Origin of the sequence: Pontibacter locisalis, assembly GCF_042684605.1 — a bacterium.
Classification (GTDB): Bacteria; Bacteroidota; Bacteroidia; order Cytophagales; family Hymenobacteraceae; genus Pontibacter; species Pontibacter locisalis.
The window spans coordinates 61298-80362 of the sequence record NZ_JBHULU010000027.1 but is presented as its reverse complement, the minus strand read 5'-3'; the positions used below and the strand labels follow the sequence as shown (position 1 = coordinate 80362).

At 44.1% G+C, this 19065-nt stretch carries 22 protein-coding genes; 16 read left to right on the top strand and 6 right to left on the bottom strand.

Features of this window, described 5'->3' with window-relative positions; all coding sequences use genetic code 11:
• Positions 1-141: 141 nt before the first annotated feature.
• The 14 genes from ACFSRY_RS19095 (at position 142) to ACFSRY_RS19030 (ending at position 9466) form a co-directional block, all read left to right on the top strand.
• Entirely contained in the window at positions 142-519 is a 378-nt protein-coding gene (locus ACFSRY_RS19095; RefSeq protein ID WP_377511900.1) for a hypothetical protein, read from the top strand.
• A gap of 688 nt (positions 520-1207) precedes the next feature.
• Positions 1208-1678, top strand: coding sequence for a hypothetical protein (locus ACFSRY_RS19090; protein WP_377511898.1), 471 nt, complete (start codon positions 1208-1210; stop codon positions 1676-1678).
• 84 nt (positions 1679-1762) lie between these two features.
• Entirely contained in the window at positions 1763-2392 is a 630-nt protein-coding gene (locus tag ACFSRY_RS19085) for a hypothetical protein (RefSeq protein ID WP_377511895.1), read from the top strand.
• Positions 2393-2472: 80 nt separating this feature from the next.
• The gene (locus ACFSRY_RS19080) at positions 2473-3105 is read left to right on the top strand and encodes a DUF4369 domain-containing protein (RefSeq protein WP_377511892.1); all 633 of its coding nucleotides are present in this window, start codon (positions 2473-2475) and stop codon (positions 3103-3105) included.
• A gap of 112 nt (positions 3106-3217) precedes the next feature.
• Positions 3218-3715 (top strand): hypothetical protein, encoded by a 498-nt coding sequence (locus tag ACFSRY_RS19075; RefSeq protein WP_377511889.1) that lies wholly within the window; start codon positions 3218-3220, stop codon positions 3713-3715.
• Between the two features lie 99 nt (positions 3716-3814).
• A complete protein-coding gene (locus ACFSRY_RS19070) occupies positions 3815-4438 on the top strand; it encodes a hypothetical protein (protein WP_377511886.1) in 624 nt (207 codons plus the stop codon).
• Between the two features lie 87 nt (positions 4439-4525).
• Positions 4526-5539, top strand: coding sequence for a hypothetical protein (locus tag ACFSRY_RS19065; protein ID WP_377511883.1), 1014 nt, complete (start codon positions 4526-4528; stop codon positions 5537-5539).
• 135 nt (positions 5540-5674) lie between these two features.
• Positions 5675-6799, top strand: a complete 1125-nt coding sequence (locus ACFSRY_RS19060) for a redoxin domain-containing protein (protein WP_377511880.1) — start codon at positions 5675-5677, stop codon at positions 6797-6799.
• A gap of 89 nt (positions 6800-6888) precedes the next feature.
• A complete protein-coding gene (locus ACFSRY_RS19055; RefSeq protein WP_377511877.1) occupies positions 6889-7167 on the top strand; it encodes a hypothetical protein in 279 nt (92 codons plus the stop codon).
• A 164-nt stretch (positions 7168-7331) separates the two neighbouring features.
• A complete protein-coding gene (locus tag ACFSRY_RS19050) occupies positions 7332-7667 on the top strand; it encodes a type II toxin-antitoxin system RelE/ParE family toxin (RefSeq protein ID WP_377511874.1) in 336 nt (111 codons plus the stop codon).
• Between the two features lie 2 nt (positions 7668-7669).
• Complete coding sequence (locus ACFSRY_RS19045; RefSeq protein WP_377511871.1) at positions 7670-7981, top strand: helix-turn-helix domain-containing protein; 312 nt, start codon at positions 7670-7672, stop codon at positions 7979-7981.
• A gap of 117 nt (positions 7982-8098) precedes the next feature.
• Positions 8099-8746: a hypothetical protein gene (locus tag ACFSRY_RS19040; RefSeq protein ID WP_377511868.1), complete on the top strand. Its 648-nt coding sequence runs from the start codon at positions 8099-8101 to the stop codon at positions 8744-8746.
• 59 nt (positions 8747-8805) lie between these two features.
• On the top strand, positions 8806-9099 hold the full coding sequence (locus ACFSRY_RS19035; RefSeq protein WP_377511865.1) for a type II toxin-antitoxin system HigB family toxin: 294 nt from the start codon (positions 8806-8808) through the stop codon (positions 9097-9099).
• A gap of 10 nt (positions 9100-9109) precedes the next feature.
• Positions 9110-9466 (top strand): helix-turn-helix domain-containing protein, encoded by a 357-nt coding sequence (locus ACFSRY_RS19030; protein WP_377511862.1) that lies wholly within the window; start codon positions 9110-9112, stop codon positions 9464-9466.
• Positions 9467-10386: 920 nt separating this feature from the next.
• Here the strand turns inward: ACFSRY_RS19030 and ACFSRY_RS19025 are convergent.
• Entirely contained in the window at positions 10387-11613 is a 1227-nt protein-coding gene (locus ACFSRY_RS19025) for an alpha/beta hydrolase (protein ID WP_377511859.1), read from the bottom strand.
• 1129 nt (positions 11614-12742) lie between these two features.
• Between ACFSRY_RS19025 and ACFSRY_RS19020 the strand changes: the two genes are divergently transcribed.
• Positions 12743-13735: an ion channel gene (locus ACFSRY_RS19020; protein WP_377511856.1), complete on the top strand. Its 993-nt coding sequence runs from the start codon at positions 12743-12745 to the stop codon at positions 13733-13735.
• Between the two features lie 396 nt (positions 13736-14131).
• Here the strand turns inward: ACFSRY_RS19020 and ACFSRY_RS19015 are convergent, their stop codons facing one another.
• The 5 genes from ACFSRY_RS19015 to ACFSRY_RS18995 all read right to left on the bottom strand — a co-directional run bounded on the left by ACFSRY_RS19015 (position 14132) and on the right by ACFSRY_RS18995 (position 18127).
• On the bottom strand, positions 14132-14704 hold the full coding sequence (locus ACFSRY_RS19015; RefSeq protein WP_377511853.1) for a hypothetical protein: 573 nt from the start codon (positions 14702-14704) through the stop codon (positions 14132-14134).
• A gap of 209 nt (positions 14705-14913) precedes the next feature.
• A complete protein-coding gene (locus tag ACFSRY_RS19010) occupies positions 14914-15519 on the bottom strand; it encodes an EF-hand domain-containing protein (RefSeq protein WP_377511850.1) in 606 nt (201 codons plus the stop codon).
• Positions 15520-15611: 92 nt separating this feature from the next.
• Positions 15612-16196 (bottom strand): EF-hand domain-containing protein, encoded by a 585-nt coding sequence (locus tag ACFSRY_RS19005; RefSeq protein ID WP_377511847.1) that lies wholly within the window; start codon positions 16194-16196, stop codon positions 15612-15614.
• A gap of 556 nt (positions 16197-16752) precedes the next feature.
• Positions 16753-16932: a hypothetical protein gene (locus ACFSRY_RS19000; RefSeq protein WP_377511843.1), complete on the bottom strand. Its 180-nt coding sequence runs from the start codon at positions 16930-16932 to the stop codon at positions 16753-16755.
• Positions 16933-17059: 127 nt separating this feature from the next.
• Positions 17060-18127 (bottom strand): AI-2E family transporter, encoded by a 1068-nt coding sequence (locus tag ACFSRY_RS18995; protein WP_377511840.1) that lies wholly within the window; start codon positions 18125-18127, stop codon positions 17060-17062.
• Between the two features lie 243 nt (positions 18128-18370).
• On the opposite strand from ACFSRY_RS18995, the gene ACFSRY_RS18990 reads away from it, so the two are divergent.
• Entirely contained in the window at positions 18371-18952 is a 582-nt protein-coding gene (locus ACFSRY_RS18990) for an OmpA family protein (protein ID WP_377511836.1), read from the top strand.
• Positions 18953-19065 lie beyond the last annotated feature (113 nt).

Sequence of the window (19065 nt, the reverse complement as noted above, 5' to 3'; positions counted from 1 at the left end):
ACATCATTTCAACTCAGCTGGCTTCTGAGCCTGCTCTTAGTTAAAAAAGTAAAATTACGATTGCCAACAAAGTTCATAATTTAGGCTTCGGCAACGCCTCGCCCACATTATGCACGAGTAACGTTGTAACCAATTAAAGAAATGAAACGCATTATATTCGGAATCGGATTTGTTCTCCTTGTTGGAATATTTGTTTTTAATTACAATGTTCCAATGACAGAATCTCATATTGTTGGAACTTACATAAATACAAACTTTAGCAAAGAACCTTGCTGTGTGGAATCGCCTCATCAACCAGATACTTTGGTTTTAAACTCTGACGGAACTTTTTTTAGTGGCTTTTATGGGAACGGCACTTATGAAACTGATAGCGGACTTTTAAACACTCGAATCAAATGGTCTTATGACTATGAAATGGGCAAAGCTGGATACAGCACCTATTTTAGCAATAAGATATATGAAAAACCTAAAATTATATTGAACTTCGACTTGAACCATTTTTACCAAAAAGTCGAATAAAACTGGTTACAACAACATATAAAAACAATGCTAAAGTCTGTCTCGAATCGAAAGTCCAGGCTCACTTGTTAGCCGATTGTCCTGCGGACAATCGCGCTCGCCAGCTCGCACAGTTTTTATACGAGACGTTAGCAGGTATGTAGTTCTAAACGTCTTGGCTTGAATAGTTGTCATTGACAAGCTAGTATCTGTAGCAACGGGTTTAACAAAAGAACTAGGTGTAGATGCAGTACAATCAGTAACAAAATATTTAACAATATTAAAGTAATCTCATGGAAAAGACTCTACAAAAAATATTTACAAAGAACTATAAAGAAGTTTTTAGATTTGCTGCCATCGCTGGAGCAATAGTAGGATTTGTGATAGCAGTATTGAATTAGTATACTAAATATTAAAGTAGGGGTGCGTTTGAGTACCCCTGCTTTTGAGTTATACACGTTGCTCATTTCAAATCACAGGCATGAGATAAAATAATTTAGCGGAACCAACAGCAAAATACAGCTGAAGGAACAAAGACATTGGGCGGGAAGCCAAAACAGTAAAGAAACCACAGCCGCTAACCAACGCTAAACGTCAGCTAGGTTTTATCAAACTGCCGCTGCGTTTTTCCTATCACCTTCGTTTCGGGAAATACAACTTACAAAGCCGCCGTTTAGCCTAGTACCGTTATGCTTAATGTGAATCAAGAATGAAAAGAGCTGTATTGCTTACTCAACGTTATCTACTGCTTACGCTGATTCTCTTTTCGTGTGAATCAACAGAAGAAGCAGAAGTTGGTGTGCCTTCTACAGAAGTTGAGAAGAAGCAATTAGCTCCAAGTGTCGACACATTAGAATCATTTATATGCCCTATTGAAATCCCTTGCTTTCAACTAACGGACGACAGTGTAAAGTCTCTTAATCTTCAACAAGATTATCATGGCTTAGTAGTTCTGAAAGCAGAGTATGATAGGGAAACACTAAAGTTCGACAAGTATGAAATCATGGTGGCAAAGCTCCGCTCTAAAAATACTGAAGAGCCTTATACCATGCCTAAAAATGAATTATCTCAACTGCTACCAGTTTTGATTAAGCACGTTGAGTACATTCAGTTGAGAAGAAATAGTCAAGAAGGGTGTACAGAACCATCACTGTTCTATTTACCTGTTAGGATAGAATAAAAACAAATAGCATAACCAAGTACATAAGCCAAGCTTCGGCCATGCCTCGCTCGCTTTATGTACCAGCCGTTAGCAAATAATTGAATGATGAAGCTTCTGAAGAAAATACCTAGAGAGAAATACTGGGACTACTTTATACTTGCGGCAAGGTTTCTAATTGGATGGACCTTCCTTAGGTATGGCTACAGTAAAATGGTGGATGGTCAGTTTGGTATAAGTGATGCAGAACTGGCAACACCGTTGAAGGATTTAGACTTATTTCGTGTCTCATGGTACATGTTCGACCAGCAACCATTCAAGGCATTTATTGGCATTTCACAGTTGATTTGTGGCGCTCTCTTAATCATAAACAAAACCGCCTTACTTGGAGCTTTCCTTTTTCTTCCGATAGTAACTACTGTCCTTTTGATAGACCTTACTTTCATGCCGCCAGCTATGGCTAATGCCTTTACATGGCGACTATCATTTTACATCCTATTAGACTTTTTGATACTATGGCACTACAAGAGCAAGATGGAAGTCATTTGGAATGAAGTATGGCAAAATGTAAATACTAAATTCAAGTACCCGGTTTGGCTATACTTATTGTTACCTATTGTTGCAATAGCTATTGAAATAGCTGGTGTATTACCAAAAGCTTTGTTTTACATCATCCTAAATCCAGAAAATGCATGGTCAGGAGTTCAGGGAATATTGAATAAAATCATTAGCTAACCACACCCATAAGCCAGCTACGCCGCCTTATGGCCCAGTCCGTTGAGAGTAAGCTAAAGTATGAATAACACTTAAAATCTATGAACAAGCTATTATTACCAGCCCTCGTGTTTGGCCTATTAACGCTAAGTTACTGCGCAGGCAAAAAGCACACTTCATCCTTGGGAAGCTATATAGTATCAGGAACTGTGAAGGGAGCGACAGACGGTTCGTGGATTTACCTGAAGCACAATGGGGAAAGCAGCCTAACACCTTTGTTGGATTCGGCACTTGTCAAAAAGGAGCGTTTCGAATTTAGAGGCCAATTAAAAAACAAGGTACTGCAAACTATTATTGGTTTCAAGGAGCCGTTCTACGATGCCGATGGCGCTTTCAAAGGTTATAAGCTATCAGATGCGGCAATTCTCTGGCTTGAGAACAGCGATGTCAGGCTGGAAGGGGAAAAAGGAAGTCTGTTCAAGGCTAAGATAACAGGCTCAGCAACGCAACAGGATTTTGAGAGAGTCCTTACCTCCTCTGGAGATGATAAGCTTCTGGGCTTCATTCGGCAGAACCCAAACTCGTCCTACCTCGGCATTTATCTCTTGAACTTGAATAAAGAGAAGTTCGGGAAAGAAGTAGCAGCTGAGTTATTTAGTCTGATGACAGCAGACAAAAGGGATAGTTACTATGGAAGAGAGGTTGCTGCCTACATAGGCAGAGAGAAAAACTGACCTGCTTCTTAAAGGGCTTGTAGAAAGCCATCACTCAACAAAGTATAGCTGTTATCTTCGGCTAACGCCTCGCCATCCGCTATACCAGCACGTTGTAGCCAATTTAATAAAAATGAAAGAAGACATCAATTTGTTTAATTTCTCATTAGAAAATAATGAATTAGAAAAATTCATTGTTGGAATGGACAATTACTTTATTGCTGATAGAGAATGTGGAGGACATTGGGCATATGGTAATTATGAAAAATATATTAAAAGGTTTTTAAAATTAAACAAGGATGTATTCCCCTTATTTATTTGGGAAAAATTAATACATATTCTAAACACTAGTGAAGACATAAATCTATTCTTGGACTATTTAGTGGGTTTCTTAATCCCTTACTATAATTCAGGAACTGAAAAGGTAAATAGAAATAGAAAAATGCACACTCCAAATCTTTTCATTAGTGAGTTTAAGAAAACAATGAATCAACAAAAGAAATCTTTATTAAAAGACACTAGAGGAACTGGAGTTGAATGGCATTCAAGTAATGGACTTTGGGGAAGTATCATAGAAAATTTAAATCTAATCCAAGAAAGAGGAGGCCCAAATTTATTACCAACTGAATAAAACTGGCTACAACAAAACCTAAAATACACCCCCCTTGCCTACCATACCGTTATGGCGTATTTTAGCCGGAGCCGTTAGCATTAAAATAAAAGTATTGAGATGAAAACAATCCTTAGAGCCATTCTTATAATTGTAACATTTTGTTCATGTAATGCTGAAGTAAAAACAGAAACTGTTAATGATGACATTAGCCGAACGGCAATTGGTGATTCAGAGGCTCAATCTAATCGCGTATCTCAGACAACTGGAGAAGGCGACGGTGCAAAACAAAATGGTATCAGCCTAATAGGTAAAACAACGATTGAAATTGAAGGCATGGGATGGTTCAATTGCGCAGGTACTTTAATAGATTCCAATCAGGACGAGGGCGGGTTTTGGATTTCCCAGCTTGCCAAATCACAGGAAGAATGCAGAAATGGATCTGGTAAGATACTCCTTCAAAAGTTGATCAGCAGAAATGGTAATAAAGCCGTATTTGAAGTCATGGACGAAATCGACATTGAGTCAAGCTATCCAGAAAAAGAATATAATTGGACAACCTGCAAGGTCAAGGAGGCTGCCGGTGAAGAACTCTATGTAATACATTTCAAAGACCAGCAGCAGGCCGAACTTACAGAAATCCATGATTCATGGTCTGTAGACAGAGTGGCTGGAAAGTTTGTAAAGGTCAAGAATTCAGCCGGCGTCACCTGTGTTAATCCTGATTACTCAGAGGGATTATAAATCCTTATGCTAACCAAACCTAAACTTTAGCTGCGCCATAGTTTAGCCCAGCACGTTGTGTGTCATAAAAACATATAAAATATACCTATGAGCAGACTTATTTACAAGATCACTTTTTTTATCGCTTTACAAATAGTTTCCCTTCAGGCGAATTCACAAACGAATGCTGCCTACCATGCTAGAGTTAATGAGGCAGAAGTTTTGATTACAGATTCTCTTTTTGCAGAAGCGCTTGTAAAATACGAACAGGCATTCAGCCTTCAACCCACAGCAACCTCAAACGCCTACTATAACGCCGCTGTCTGTGCTGCATTGACTGGCAAAAACAAAGCTGCCTTCAGGTATTTGGGGAAACTCAAGTGCAAGGGAATAGCCTTTGATGAAATTCAAGATCAGCAGGTGCTCAGCGCTCTTAAGGGTACAAAGGAATGGCAGAGGTTCTCCACGCAGTACCAAAGTACGGCTAGAACATGCACGGACAAAATCAACCAAAGTTACAGAGACACCCTCTTAGCCATGGTGGCCTCTGACCAATACTATTACAGGAAAAGGGCTGAGCTAGCTTCCAGTAAGGCGGACTCCGTACTGCTTGCCGCATATGTTGACTCCATTGACTATATCACCAACCGAAACACGGACGCGTTCTTGCAGCTAGTTTCCAGAAACGGTTTCCCTTCTGAGAAGTTGGTGGGTGCCACAAAGCCAGATGGAGCTGTTTTCTACAACATCCTGCTGCGGCATGCCGTCCAGCGAGGGAGAAGGGATATACTACCTGCCTTGCTGACAGCTGTTCTGAATGGAGAGTTATCTCCTCATGTCTACGCCTACCACGCTGAATACTTCGAAAAAGAAAAATTTGGGTCGACGGTAGTGAGAGGCACGGCAAATGGTACACAGGTGTTGCCGTTTAGTCCTGAGGCAGAGAAAGCAAGAAACCAGGAGCGTGCAAAGCTAGGGATGGAGCCTTTAGCTGACCTGAGGAAGAAGGCGAGCTTTAGTAGTAGTGATAAGAGGTTCTACATCGATAAGCCAAATTCTACGGTAAGGTTTTTTAAGTCGAGGGAAGAAATGCTTCAATACAGAAGGGAGAATAATCTATAATCTACTTCAAGCTTAGAGGTAGAGATCAAAAACACTAGGATCATAACCCTGCACAAGCTCCAAACTCGGCAGCACCTCGTCCTTTGCCTGTACAAGTCCGTTGTGGGGAACCGATAAGAATAAATAATTAAAAATATGAAGAAACTTTACATCCTTCCTTTTAGTTTCCTGCTGCTTACAGGTGGGTGCGCCGAAAAGAAAATAACGGCTTCTAATATCCCTTTTGATGGCTTTGTTTTGAAAGGAACTGCAAAAGGTTTTGCTGATAGTACCTTGCTTTATTTAGAGGATGCCGATAATTCCAAAACAAACAAGCCGCTTGATTCAGCATTTGTCATCAATGAAAGATTTGAGCTTTCGGGTAAAATTGAAGAACCATCCCAGCAGTTTATACTCAAGACCAAGGATTTGAGTAACTATCGCTTTATTTGGCTTGAAAATAAATCAGTTTCTTTTGAAGGTGAAAAAGGCAAGTTCAGAGATGCCACAGTTCTTGGCTCTGTAACGGAGAATGAGAACAACGAGCTCAACACTTTAATGCTTTCAGTTAGAAGGAGCCAGGACAGCATTAGCAATAAGCTAGAAGAGAAAGGTTTAACTAAGATAGAAAGAGCGGAATTGAATGGCAAACTACAAAGCCTCTACCAGGAAGAAGAGCAGCGCTACATCTCCTTTGTCCGTAACAATCCCGCATCCATTGTTAGCGCCCACTTATTGGAAGTATTTAGCTCTACCTGGGGAAGGGAAACAACGGAGGAGTTGTTTGGTAGTTTCTCGGAAGCTAATAAGGCCTCCAAATACGGTGCTTTGATTTCCAATTACCTGCGCTTGAACAAAGACCCTAAAATGGGTGAGCAATTCGCTGATTTCACCCAGGAGACAGTGGACGGGAAGCAGGTGACGCTCTCAGACTACAAAGGAAAAGTTGTCTTGCTGGAGTTCTGGGCATCCTGGTGCGGCCCTTGCCGTCTTGAGAACCCCAACCTCGTAAAGACTTACAACAACTATAAAGACAAAGGTTTTGAAGTGGTGGCCATATCCCTGGATGTTAAAAGAGACAATTGGGTGAAGGCAATCGAGAAAGACGGTCTTACCTGGGTGCATGTGAGTGAATTGAACGGGAATAAGAACACTGCTGCCCTGATCTATGGGATTAATGGCATCCCAGACAATTTCCTTATTGCAAAAGATGGGACTATTGTTGGTAGAAACCTGAGGGGAGAGCAGCTGAACGAGCGGCTGGCGGAGCTGTTAAACTAGAACGCCATCGCACAACAAGGTTCATAATTTAGGTTCGGCTATGCCTCCCCACATTATGCACGATCCGTTACCTGTCATAAAAAATATAATTGAGAAGAAACCTTAAAATTTTAGTAGTAGCGGTTAGTACTGCGATATTAAATGACTTAATGATAAGGTATGGTTATAAAGTCCTCGATTATACCTTCATATTTATTTGTCAAATGACTGTTGAGTTTATTGCTGGTTATCACATAGGAATTAAAAACAAAGCCATAAAGAGTGAGAACCAAAGAGCAATTGCGATAGGATTAATTATTGGTGCCACACTGACAATAATAGAAGGATTAATTATTCTGGTTAATATCATGATAAATTGGCGTGGTTGAAAAAAGAGATTCAGTAATAATATAGAATTACAAAAGGTAACCACACCTTTACCGTAGCTACGCCACGGCAAAGCCAAGTACGTTACCCACAATAGGATTTACAAAAAGTTTACATATAAGGAAACTTTTCTTTATCTTTGGAGTTATCTAAAGATAGGCACTACATGCAACAAAAATTTGAAGTTGACTTGTTGGAGGAGGCTTTCAAGTATTTGGAATCGCTTGAACTGAAGCACCGAGAGAAAATACTGCAGAATATTCGGAGAGCACAGTTCCACATCGACCCTAAGCTATTCAAAAAGCTAACGAACGAAATCTGGGAGTTCAGGACTCTTTATGCTGGGCTTCAGTTCAGGCTCCTTGCCTTCTGGGATAAAACAGACAAGAAGGAAACACTAGTACTCGCTACCCATGGTTTCGTCAAGAAAACCAGCAAAGTTGACAAAAAGGAAATTGACAAGGCCGAGCGTATTCGGGAAATGTATTTTAAAGAGAAATAATCATGAAAAGATATTCATTGAGCGAAGCCGAAGACAGGCTTATAGGAGTGAAAGGAACGCCAGAGCGTGACAATTATGAGTTCGAGTTAAAGCTGGAGCTGATTGGAGACATGATTCAGGCCGCAAGAAAAGAAAGAAACCTAACGCAGGAACAACTTGGGCAGCTTGTGGGAGTGAAAAAAGCCCAAATCTCCCGACTTGAGAATAACGCGACTAATGTGACAATAGACACTATTCTTAAAGTATTCAATGCACTTGAAGCAAAGGTTAACTTTAAAGTTGAACTTCTCAACAGACAAGTGAGAGTCGCCTAAAAGAACTAAAGTGGGTAACCCGGTGCAGCTTTAACCCTCGCTATGCTACGGGCTTCGGCTGCACAAACCCGTTGTACCATATTTATAAGTATGAAAAACCTGACATTACTGATAGCTATGCTTCTCACGACTGTGGTGGCAACAGCGCAAGTAGCTATTATTCAGGATAAGGACGGGTACACCAATGTTAGGGAGAAGCCGAATAGACAGGCGCCAGTTATCCATAAACTACACAGCAACGAAGCCTTTTGGTTTGACTATGAAGAAGGTCATGATACCGATGAATGGGTTCCTGTCTATATACCTAAGAATTCCTTCTCCTTCAGTTCTAGGCAGCCTGACTACATCGAAGGATTTATACACAAGTCAAGGCTACAGCCGCTGGACAAGCTACAACCCTATCAAGGGACAGACTTTAAATTCGAATATCTTCTGGAGCCCTTTAAGCTCAATAACCGAATTGTTGAAAAGCATGAAGGGAAATGGGTAAAAACTATTGCAGGTAGGCCTGTATGGGGAACGGACGGAAACTTTCCAAGAACACAGGTAAAAGGAGTCAACGCCATAGTTGAAGGAAAAAAGGTTGAAATAAACACGCCTCTCTACAGCGACATCTACGAATGCACGAACACCTTCAAGGTCTATAAAAATGGTGATTCTTACATCGTGTACCAATGGAACAGCGATGGGGCTGGTGCTTATCAAGTGGTGTGGATTTTCACTAAAGGTGGACTGAAGCAAAGGCTGGTAGGGTCAATGATATAAAGAAAAAAGTTACCATAATGGTAACTTTTTTCTTTATATTTGGGTTCTAAATTTAACACGTGAGAGTAATAGCAAAACGGACACTGCGGGATTTTTGGGAAAAGCATGCCGATAGTGAGCAGCAGCTAAAAGCTTGGTATAACGAGGCAGAACAGGCTGATTGGAAGTCCGCGAACGACATTAAGAAAGACTACCCGTCAGCTAGTATACTGGAGAATAACAGAATGGTCTTCAACATAAAGGGGAACAACTATAGGTTAATCGTCCGAATCAACTACAAGTATGGCGTTGTCTGGATACGTTTCATCGGAACGCATGTTGAATATGACAAGGTTGATGCTACTAAAATTTAAAGATAAAGAAATGAATATTAAGCTGATAAAAACAGAAGCAGATTACCAATTGGCCCTGCAAAGGCTGGAAGATATATTTGATGCAGAACCGGATACTCAGGAGGGTGATGAACTGGAGGTGCTTTCATTTCTTATTGACTCCTACGAAAAGGAGCATTTCCCGATTGAAGCACCAGACCCGATTGAAGCAGTAAAGTTCAGAATGGAGCAGCTTGGAATAAAGCAGAAGGACTTAGCCGAAGTGTTGGGATTCAAGAGCAGGGTAAGCGAGGTATTGAACAGGAAAAGAAAGCTTACACTGGAGATGATAAGGAGTTTGCATAAGACCTTAAATATCCCGACAAACGTGCTCATTCAGGAATACTAAAAGAAAAACAACCCTTCTAACACTGTATATACAAATCCCTTGCTACGCAGCGGGATATGCATATACAAACCATCATACTGTCTAAGAACATCTTTCTTTCGGCAACCTTTGTCAAGCTAAGCTGCAAAGGAAACCAATACCTGACAAAGCACCACAAGCTCCCTGAGTATTTTAGTCTCAAAAAATGGACGTATTGAATGCATTAACCGTAACCCAAAGTGGTTTACGTAAACCTGCTTGAAAGGCCCGAGGTGCATATGGGATATTCTCAAATCGTCGTCTCACAATTCAAGCGCTTAAACCGGCAATTGAAATGAGTTTATGAGAAACAAAGCCAGCCGAACACTAACTAAGGGGGTATGATGGAAGCTACTTCTTATCCTGCCTTAATGCAAAGAAGGGGAGCAGGAGATTTGAGGAGAACGGAGAGAATAACAGCTTCAAAAATTATTTTTGTGACTTTTTTTTCTCTGGAAAAGAAAAAGCGGATTAAACTTCAGTTTAATCCGCTTTTTGCTGTTTACTCTGTAGACCGAAGGATGGAATTATCGAACTATTTTCACAGGGATTGGCGGCACTGAATGGCTACCTTCAACCAGACTAGCATTTTTACAGAGGCCTGTGAAGGTCAAAAGGCAAAGTGCCCAGCTTCACAATGTTGTGTAGGGAAATTCGTTCTTTAAAGTTGCGCCTGCTGTTTTACATATGATGGTGTTTCCTTTTACGATGAGGCCGAAACGTTGAGGTAGTGGCTTCCCTTCTGAAATAATTAATTTCTGGTTGCTGCCCTTCCTTAACCTCAGCTTCCAAAATCAGTGCCTTCACGCGGAGACTAAAGCCTTTGCTGCTTCCCCTATTGGTGCCATTTTAAGAAGTGATTGGCCCTTCCTGCCCCAACTCATTGTTCATGGCAAAGCGTCCTATTTTCTTATCCCCTCTTTCAGTCGCATGGCCGCAAAGTCCTGTGCGGCCACAGCCTCCTCCAGGAGCGCGTTCATGCCGAAGAATTCGTGCGTTACCCCCTCATAAACTTTGCGTTCAACAGGCACCCCGGCAGCTCTCAGCCGCTCTGCCAACAGCTGCCCCTCGTAACGCAAGGGATCTATCTCTGCGTTGATTATCGTTGTCGGTGGCAAGCCACTGAGGTCGGCGTCTACAAGCTCTATCAGAGGGTTTTTTTCCTTTTCCCAATCCGGCACATACAGGTTAAAGAACCACTTCATCAGGGCTTTGTTGAGGAAGAAGGCATCTACGTACTCCCTATAAGTAGGAGAGTCTACGTCCCCGTCTGCTATGGGATACACGGACAGGATGTGCTTTGGCAGTCGCATGTTCCGCTGCTTAGCCATCAGAGCCACGGCTACGGCTAAGTTGCCTCCTGCGCTCTCACCTGCTGTGGCCACCATGTTCGGGTCGCCGTTTATCACAGATGCAGAGTCGAGCGCCCACTGATAGGCGGCAAAGGCGTCCTCATGCGCCGCTGGGAACTTGTGCTCGGGCGCCTGCCGGTAAGCAACTGACATGACAATAGCCCCTGTTTTCTCGGCCAGCGCGCTGGCCGAAGGCTCATAGGTGTCAAGGTTGGCGATTACCCAGCCCCCTCCGTGGTAATACACAAGAACAGGAAAAGGGCCGGTGCCGCTTTTAGGGGTATATATTCGCACCAGCAGGTTTTGGTTCGTTTTACTCGGAATGACCCTGTGGTTGATTTTCAAACTGGCTGGCCTCGGGCTGATGTTGTGCTCGCGCAGCAGGTCAGCCAAAGCATTATAAAATGTTGGCTCTTCCCTTGCCTGGTCTGCTGTCAGCTTTGGGTAGGGCACGATACCATAACTTTGGAATTTCTCTATCACGGCCAGCATCTGCGGGTCGATAGTCGGCCCCCACTGTGGCTTTGGCCCTTTTGGCTCGATTTTATAGGCGTCTGTTGAAACCTGCGCGTTAGCCGATGTCCCGTCGCCTCCAACGACTATCGGATCATTGCTAGTGGTCCGCTGCTCGTCTCCGACAACAGGGACCTGGGTGCAACTGTATGTGAAGATGCCCGCAAGAAGAATGGCAACGATTCTAAATTCTCCTATTGACCCTCTTAAAGTAGAGATGGCGGAAAAGGCGCGTCTTGACTTGTCTGTATTGTTTTGTTTCATAGTTAAAGTACAAGTGTATGAAAACTGCTTGAGATAAAATATAAATGTAAGAAAGCTGCTCGCTTCCGCTGAAGGGCATTGCTGTGAAGCTGACAGATGCAAAGCAGGGCAGCCATAAACCGGAGTTGTGACATGTCCCGGTTAGCCTTCAAAATTGTACGCTTTGCGCAGGAAGTGTTTCGGCATAAGGGTGAAGAAAGTGGTGCCGGTGCGGCCATACGAAGTTAACGTTACTCATCTTTTAGGGAAGAGACACTGCGTTTGTGCTAAGGGAGCTGAAGATTTTTGTCCTTCTTGAACTACAGGTAGTTCAAAATAAGGAAATTATAGATAATAAAATTCCTTAGGCTAATACGCCTTGAAGTCAGAATATGCAGGATAACCATTGATAACATCTAATAGATAGAGTTACAGTGGCTAATAAAGCAACATGATCCAAGCTTTGGCTGCGCCTCGCTCACCTCATCTACTGTAAAAAAGGACCTGACTTTTCAGTTGATGAGGAACCCATCGATACAAATACAAGAGGTTGCCCAAGTGATGGGGTACTCCGTCTTGGGGCTTTCCATCGCGCCTTTAAGAGCTGGACAAAGGAAACGCCAAAAGCAGGAAGGCAAAGAATGAGGGGGTGAGCATTGGGAACTTAAGAGTAGTATTAAGTGATTCAGTCGAGAAAAGGATAAGGTTGTTGATAAAGTAAGCTGTGCTCAGGCTGAAAAACTGAAGGTATAAACCGAAGGGGAAATTTATCGAACCAAAAAAGCCGCCCCACTATACGTGGAGCGGCTTTTTTACTGTGGTAGACCGAAGGATGGAATTATTGAACGTTTTCCAATGGGATTTGGCAGTTTTGAAAGATCATCTAGCGGTAGGAGAGGTGTAGCTTGTTTTCCCTACACAGACTGGTAACCTGTGATTAATTCCTAAATTAGCTAAATCCTGCAAATGAAAATGATCGAAGTGGTCTTCTATCCAATCTTAATCTTTTCGCGTTTAAGAAGAGCTCCTTACACACTGATAAAATCATTTTTACAATGGCATGTTCAATAAACACTTTTATAGTAAAAAGCTCTCAAGCAAAAGTGATGGAAAAAAATAAGCAGCTAATAGTCCAGGACAGATTTAACCAATGAGCATACTTCTTCTCTTACTTGGCATAGCAGTTGTTTTTTGGAGTATCGTGGAAGCCTTCTGGACAATTATCTGGGTCGTAGGTGACTCAGCTCCCATAACATCCCACTTTACCACTTTTACTTGGCGCGCGTTCCGAACCGTTTTCAGTAACAAAAGCCATCGGATTTTAAGCCTTGCTGGTCCTCTGATCCTTTTCTTCACCGTTCTGCTCTGGCTCCTGTTGTTGTGGTTAGGATGGACGCTGATCTTTTATGCTGACCTGTCCTCCATTGCCTCTACCAGGTCAGACATTGCGCCTGATTTTACCGATGTGTCTTGGTATGTAGCCTACTGCCTGTTTACCATTGGCAATGGCGACTTCACGCCCACTGAGGCCTCTTGGCAGGTGCTAAGCTCCCTGGTGGGCCTAAACGGTATGCTAATGATCACTCTATCAGTAACTTATTTTCTTCAGGTAGTATCGGCTGTGGTAAACGAAAGGTCGTTTGCCAGCCAGGTGACCAGTGTAGGCAGCACACCAGAGGAGTTTGTTCTGAAATTTTGGAACGGCAGGGATTTTAAGGCAATAGAGCTTCAGCTAAGCTCGCTTTCCCAACAGCTGGCCACACTTAATGAGCAGCTCCTGGCTTTCCCTATTCTCCACTACTACCACGCCAAGAGCACTAATAAGTCCCCTGGGGTTGCCATTGCCATTCTCAATGACGCTCTTCTGTTGCTGGAGCACGGAGTGGAGAAAAAATTACTCCCAACGCAGGCTTACCTTTCGGCAGCCAGAGAGTCTGTGAACAGTTTTCTGCAAACTCTGCAGTCAGCCTTTATTCATAAAGCGCCGGAAGCGCCTCCGCATCCTTCTCTATGTAAATTAAGGGAAGGAGGAGTGCCAACGGTACCGGAGCAGGTATTTCATCAGAAGGTTTCGGATGACAGGGAGCACAGAAAGCTAATCTTTGGATTGGTTCGGAATAACGCCCGGAAATGGCCGTCATGACGTAGTTATATAGTACTGGAATGTATTTTTCATAACTCCCTAATCAAGCTGGTTTATGACCCGCCACCGTGAAAAACGTTGCGAGTAACTGTAAATAATGGTTTGTTGCCGCTACTGATTTGAGATATAGCAACCGAAGGGGATAAATTGACTAACCTTATACACAGGGATTTAGATGCCTTTGGCAGTTTTCTGCAGGTAGGGGAAAAGCAACTCACTTGTTCATGAAGGCTACCAATTTACATTGAGCATCAAGAGGCGTTTTGTAAAGTTAAAATGGAGGGCTCGGTTCCGATTACGGATCGAGCCTTACAATAAGAAATATAGCACCCGCTTATACTTTTTTACTATGCCAAGCTTTTGAGTAGATGCTCTCACTGTTGCCAGGCATTGGTCTTAAACGCCGTAGTAAGTGTTGTAATACACGTACTCCGTGTCATCCAGCACGTTATCATCATTTCTGTCAAATATCATGAATACGCCGTCTGTGTACTCCTGCTCAGAAATCATGTTATCTTTATTTGTGTCCCAGGTATCGTACCAGCCATTGTTGGCCAAGCCAGTCCTGAATTCTACCTCGTCCAGTACGCCGTCAAAATTGCCGTCCCAAGTGAGCACGTCCTCGTTTTCTATTCCAAAGTCTTTAGCTGCCGTTTTCCACTCGTTCTCAACAAGTGCGTTGTCGTTGTTGGTATCCCATGTTTGAAAGAAACTAGTTGTAAATTCATCCTCATTAAGGAGGTTGTCGTCGTTTAGATCCCAGTCCTCATAGTAGTTGGTAGAGGCGAAGGTGGAGTTAAACCTGTTGGTGTCCCAAGTGCCTGTGGTAGTAACATTAACCTCCTCCTTTTCGATGTCATCAAGGATGACACCGTCCTCTACAACTTCTTTCCCCGTGTTGCAAGCTATCATGCTGCCCAGAAGAATAAGGCAGACTCCAATTTTGATTTTTCTGATGATTTTATCCATAGTTTTCCCCATTAAGTTTTTGAATGGTAGACTTTATTTGAATGGTAGACTTTAAAGGTGTATATTGAATCCTACGCAAGGTGCTGTACATCGTTAATATAATTGCCTTTACGTCTCGGTAATAGTGAAACCTTCCTTCTGAAATAGCTTCTTACCGGTGGGTTAATTATAGGTTTGGGAGGGTATGTGTTAGCAGGTACAGGTTCACATTAGTTGCCGTAGTATAAACTGTAGCGGTTGTATTCAGTCTCATCCAGTATATTGTCACCGTTGGTATCCATCAGGGAGTAAACGCCAGTAGTATACTCCCGGTCTGTTACTTGTCTGTCGTTGTCTGAATCCCAAGCGTCGTACCAACCGATCATGGAGAAATCTGTTTCAAACTCGGCCATCTCTAAGTAACCGTCACCGTCTGTATCCCAGGCAGTCCAGTCCGCCGGATCTACTCTGAAGTCTTTCATTGCCTTGGTCCATTCGTTTTGGGATATTCTATTATCGTTGTCGGTATCCCAACTCTGGTAAAAGCTACTGGTAAACTCTTCCTCGCTCAGGAAACCGTCATCGTCCAAGTCCCAGCCCTCAAAGTGTGCAGTATTTGTGAAGATCGTGTACAGTTTTCCCGCGTCCATAGTGTCTGCAATTGTTGGATTGTCAGGGACAACTGCACCACCGGAAGCATCAACCTCCTCCTTTTCAATATTATCAAGAGTTGCATTATCTTCTACAGCCTCTCTGCCCGGATTGCAGGAGATAAGCCCCGCTAAGAGCCAAGGGAGAAGTACACTTCCGGCTTTGTTAAAATTGCTTTTTTTCATAGCGTAAAGGTGTATCTCAGGATCAGGTAAATTTTTCAATCTTTTCTGCTCTATATTCTCAAAAGGACAGTTAGTGCTAAACTTTAAGCCTGCTATTGCCCATAATATTTGTTGTAGTGGATGTACTCAGTCCTATCGAGTTGGTTATCTCCGTCTGTGTCCCATAGCTGGTAGACACCGGCAGTCCATTCCCGCTCCGTGATCATACTATCTTTATCCAGGTCCCAGGCGCTATGCCATCCGATTTGAGCGAAGTCAGCCTCAAATTCTGCCATCTCCAGGTAACCGTCGCCATCCGTGTCCCACGCCGTCCAGTCTGCCTCCTCTACTCCATAGTTCGCAACTACTGTATCCCACTCGCTTTTTGAGATTCTTCCGTCCCCATCCAGATCCCAGGTCTGGTAGAAGCTTGAGGTGAACTCTTCCTCATCCAGGAATTCATCGTCATTCAGGTCCCAACTTCCATATTTGTTTGAAGCGGCAAACTTCTCAAAGAACATGCCCTCATCCCAGGTGTCTGCAACCACCATTTCTCTGCCCATAACTTCATCATCAGAAAGAGCTTCATCCTGCGCCTCTTCAATTTCGCCGCCGCCGCAGGCCACTAAAGCCGGGAGAAGGCATAAACATATGTAGCCTCTGCATGTGGACAAAATACTTCTTTTAATTCTATTCATTATGTAAGACTTTTTTGTTAACTCAATAAATTACAATCGATTATAAATATTTACGGGTTAAGGTAGTCTGCGTTCTAAGTTTTTGGAATTAACATCATGGGTGTAGCTACAAACAATAGTACTACGGTAAGGAAAGAAACATTTCGGAAGGGTTAAAATTGTGGATCAGGTGTATTCCTGTCTTTCCCGCAAAAAGGTAGTAACGCTGTGGAAGAGTTCTTACCTGTTGCTTGCCTCTAAAAAAAAGAAAGGTTCAAAGTTTGGCTCCCTCACCTCAAATTCTTGTAAAGCTGGCAATTAATCCAAAGTAACACCCCATGATATGGGATGCTACTTTGGATTGCTGGAACAAATAAATGATGAGAGCCTAGTTGTGGTGATACAATTTTTAAGTAAGATAACTTTTTAGGAAGTGTCTGCGGGCTGCAAGTACCGTTCAAAGGATGCTGGTCACGCTCCTGTTGAGGACAGGGCGAAAAAGCCCATGCACAGACCAGGCGTTCAAAAGAGGGGCAGGCATAGGGCGAAGGGTGCCACTTGAGAGATCGCCCAACTTTTATTTTTTTCTTCTGAGCATTTTGAAGATGTAGTAGAAGAATAAGAGAACGGCGGCAACAACAAAAATGGAGGCCCAGGAACTGGGACTCATGACAGCGTCATCATCAAAATCGCAGCCACAGAGCATCAGTGAAAGGAGAGTGAGGGTGTAGAGGTGGCTGTTTTGGAGGGGCTTCATCTTATGGGCTTAATTATACTTTATTAATTCTTTTATCCTTCTTAGGTAATAAAATAGGTGTAACTCCACTCAGGGGCAGAGGTCAGAAGAGGCGTTGACCTTGTGAACGAGCCTGAGTGCGCAGGGTTTAACCTGCCTCTACCTCCTTGTCCCCCAGGGTGTCATGCACGTAGAGCATCTTAACCAGCACCATAACCACGGCAATAATCGGAGTGGCCAGGATGAGGCCCAGCACGCCGGAGAAGACACCCAACAGCAGCTGGGCTACGATGATTAGGGCAGGGGGAATTTCTATCATCTTTTTCTGCACCAGGGGAGTGAGGATATTGCTCTCCACCGCCTGTATGCCTGTATAGAGCAGCACGACGTAGAGTGCCTGATCAGGCCCCTCTAGCAGGGCGATCAAAACTGCCGGAATAAGGGCAAAAAGCGGCCCAAAGTTAGGTACAAAGGAAAGCAGCCCCGCCAGAAGGCCCAGTGCCATGGCCACGGGGATATTCAACAGAGACAAGCCGACAGTTGTAAAGACCCCCACAACAAGCATAGAGAAGAGCTTGCCCAACAGCCATTTGTATAGGGTAACTCCAAGCGTGTTGAGCACCTCGCTGGCTCTTTGGCGCTTGCTCATGGGAAACAGCAGCACGATTCCCTTCTTGTACAGTCCAGGCTGTGCCGTGATGAAGAGGCCAAGAAAGAGGACCACGTACAGGTTGGCCAGAATGCCGAAGGTAGTGGAGAGCACCCCCAGGCTCTGTTTAACCCAGCTTCCCTGTCTTTCCAGCAGGCTCTCCATGGTCGGGGCTTCATCCACCAGTTTCCGCCCCCATCTGTAATCCTCCACTCTGTCCCTGAAATGGCCCACAGCTTTTGGGAGCTCCTCGCTCAGCGCAGCGGCCTGCTCACTTACCTGAGGGGCCAACAGCCAAACAGTGGCAGTGATAAGAACTATCACAGCCACAACGACCAGGGTCAGCGACCATCCGCCGGACAAACCGGTGCGGGTGCTCAACGCGCTGGCTGTTCCCCTGAAGAACACGGCCATGAGCACCCCTGCGAAAACCAGCAGCAGCACCTCGAAAGCCTTGCCAATAAGCAGAAGAAGGAGCACTGCCCCCAGGACGAGTGCCAGTGCTTTCAGGACCTTTTGGGTGAACCGGTCAGGTTCTTTACCGGAAGTGCGGGGGGAATCAGACATGGGATATTTTTGAGCTGGTTAGGCTTGTACACAGAAAGGTAACGCCACGGGCTCTGCTTTAGTTGTTACGGCTGCCCCATGAGCTGGAGAGAAGCAAAAAGTAGCTGTACAGCCTTGGACAAGTTGCAGCACCAACTCCTGAAATGAAGTTGAAAGGCATAAAAATTCTGTCTCACTTATAATTAAGAAAAAACACAGAGCTTTTATGCGCGTACAGCAGTAAATAACTAAAAGTATAACGTCATGGATACAAAATTCACATTCACCATTCTTGCCGCAGCCGGACTTCTGATGGGCTGCAACGAGGTACGGGAAGACAGCGTGGACAGTGCAACCGAGCTGCGCGAGATTGCCACTGAGGACACGGCTGTGATGTACGATGAGGATTTCCGGGAGGTGGACTTCGGGGCCCCTGTGCTGGAGGAGCCGGCTCTGAGTGCCGCCGAGATAGAGGTGCGGGGCGCCGAGGGCTACAGGATCTACTCCGTCGGGGAGGACATCATGTTTGACCTGGACAAGGCCCAGATCAGGCCCAGCGGAGAGCAGAAGCTGCAGGAAATTGTCAAAATTATAAAGGAGCAGAACCCGGAGGGAGTGATCCGGGTGTACGGCTTCACCGACTCCCTGGCTAGCGAGTCTTATAACAAGCAACTGGCCCTGGAGCGGGCGCGGGCTGTAGAGGACTGGCTACAACAAAACAGCGGATTGGACACGGCCCGCTTGAAGTTAATGCCCATAGGGGAGCATTGGTTTGAGGCCACCAATGAGACGGCGCGCGGCAGGCAGCAGAACCGACGCGTGGAGATTGTGGTGGTGGAAAAGTAGCCTCACAACATACTCCTTTGGCCGTTGCTGGATGCGCTACAGCTACCTGGGCTTCTCCGGGTGGTACAGGAAGAGAGTTGAGCGCTCACAGCGTCCTGATTCCGGTACATCAA

What these genes read in the sequence shown, in the direction of transcription:
- ACFSRY_RS19090 (WP_377511898.1), top strand. Translation starts at nt 1,208, where the DNA reads ATGAAAAGAGCTGTATTGCTTACTCAACGTTATCTACTGCTTACGCTG.
- ACFSRY_RS19005 (WP_377511847.1), bottom strand. Translation starts at nt 16,196, where the DNA reads ATGAATAGAATTAAAAGAAGTATTTTGTCCACATGCAGAGGCTACATA.
- ACFSRY_RS19010 (WP_377511850.1), bottom strand. Translation starts at nt 15,519, where the DNA reads ATGAAAAAAAGCAATTTTAACAAAGCCGGAAGTGTACTTCTCCCTTGG.
- ACFSRY_RS19065 (WP_377511883.1), top strand. Translation starts at nt 4,526, where the DNA reads ATGAGCAGACTTATTTACAAGATCACTTTTTTTATCGCTTTACAAATA.
- ACFSRY_RS19050 (WP_377511874.1), top strand. Translation starts at nt 7,332, where the DNA reads ATGCAACAAAAATTTGAAGTTGACTTGTTGGAGGAGGCTTTCAAGTAT.
- ACFSRY_RS19060 (WP_377511880.1), top strand. Translation starts at nt 5,675, where the DNA reads ATGAAGAAACTTTACATCCTTCCTTTTAGTTTCCTGCTGCTTACAGGT.
- ACFSRY_RS19045 (WP_377511871.1), top strand. Translation starts at nt 7,670, where the DNA reads ATGAAAAGATATTCATTGAGCGAAGCCGAAGACAGGCTTATAGGAGTG.
- ACFSRY_RS19015 (WP_377511853.1), bottom strand. Translation starts at nt 14,704, where the DNA reads ATGGATAAAATCATCAGAAAAATCAAAATTGGAGTCTGCCTTATTCTT.
- ACFSRY_RS19020 (WP_377511856.1), top strand. Translation starts at nt 12,743, where the DNA reads ATGAGCATACTTCTTCTCTTACTTGGCATAGCAGTTGTTTTTTGGAGT.
- ACFSRY_RS19085 (WP_377511895.1), top strand. Translation starts at nt 1,763, where the DNA reads ATGATGAAGCTTCTGAAGAAAATACCTAGAGAGAAATACTGGGACTAC.
- ACFSRY_RS19040 (WP_377511868.1), top strand. Translation starts at nt 8,099, where the DNA reads ATGCTTCTCACGACTGTGGTGGCAACAGCGCAAGTAGCTATTATTCAG.
- ACFSRY_RS19075 (WP_377511889.1), top strand. Translation starts at nt 3,218, where the DNA reads ATGAAAGAAGACATCAATTTGTTTAATTTCTCATTAGAAAATAATGAA.
- ACFSRY_RS19070 (WP_377511886.1), top strand. Translation starts at nt 3,815, where the DNA reads ATGAAAACAATCCTTAGAGCCATTCTTATAATTGTAACATTTTGTTCA.
- ACFSRY_RS19000 (WP_377511843.1), bottom strand. Translation starts at nt 16,932, where the DNA reads ATGAAGCCCCTCCAAAACAGCCACCTCTACACCCTCACTCTCCTTTCA.
- ACFSRY_RS19030 (WP_377511862.1), top strand. Translation starts at nt 9,110, where the DNA reads ATGAATATTAAGCTGATAAAAACAGAAGCAGATTACCAATTGGCCCTG.
- ACFSRY_RS19095 (WP_377511900.1), top strand. Translation starts at nt 142, where the DNA reads ATGAAACGCATTATATTCGGAATCGGATTTGTTCTCCTTGTTGGAATA.
- ACFSRY_RS19080 (WP_377511892.1), top strand. Translation starts at nt 2,473, where the DNA reads ATGAACAAGCTATTATTACCAGCCCTCGTGTTTGGCCTATTAACGCTA.
- ACFSRY_RS19025 (WP_377511859.1), bottom strand. Translation starts at nt 11,613, where the DNA reads ATGAAACAAAACAATACAGACAAGTCAAGACGCGCCTTTTCCGCCATC.
- ACFSRY_RS18995 (WP_377511840.1), bottom strand. Translation starts at nt 18,127, where the DNA reads ATGTCTGATTCCCCCCGCACTTCCGGTAAAGAACCTGACCGGTTCACC.
- ACFSRY_RS18990 (WP_377511836.1), top strand. Translation starts at nt 18,371, where the DNA reads ATGGATACAAAATTCACATTCACCATTCTTGCCGCAGCCGGACTTCTG.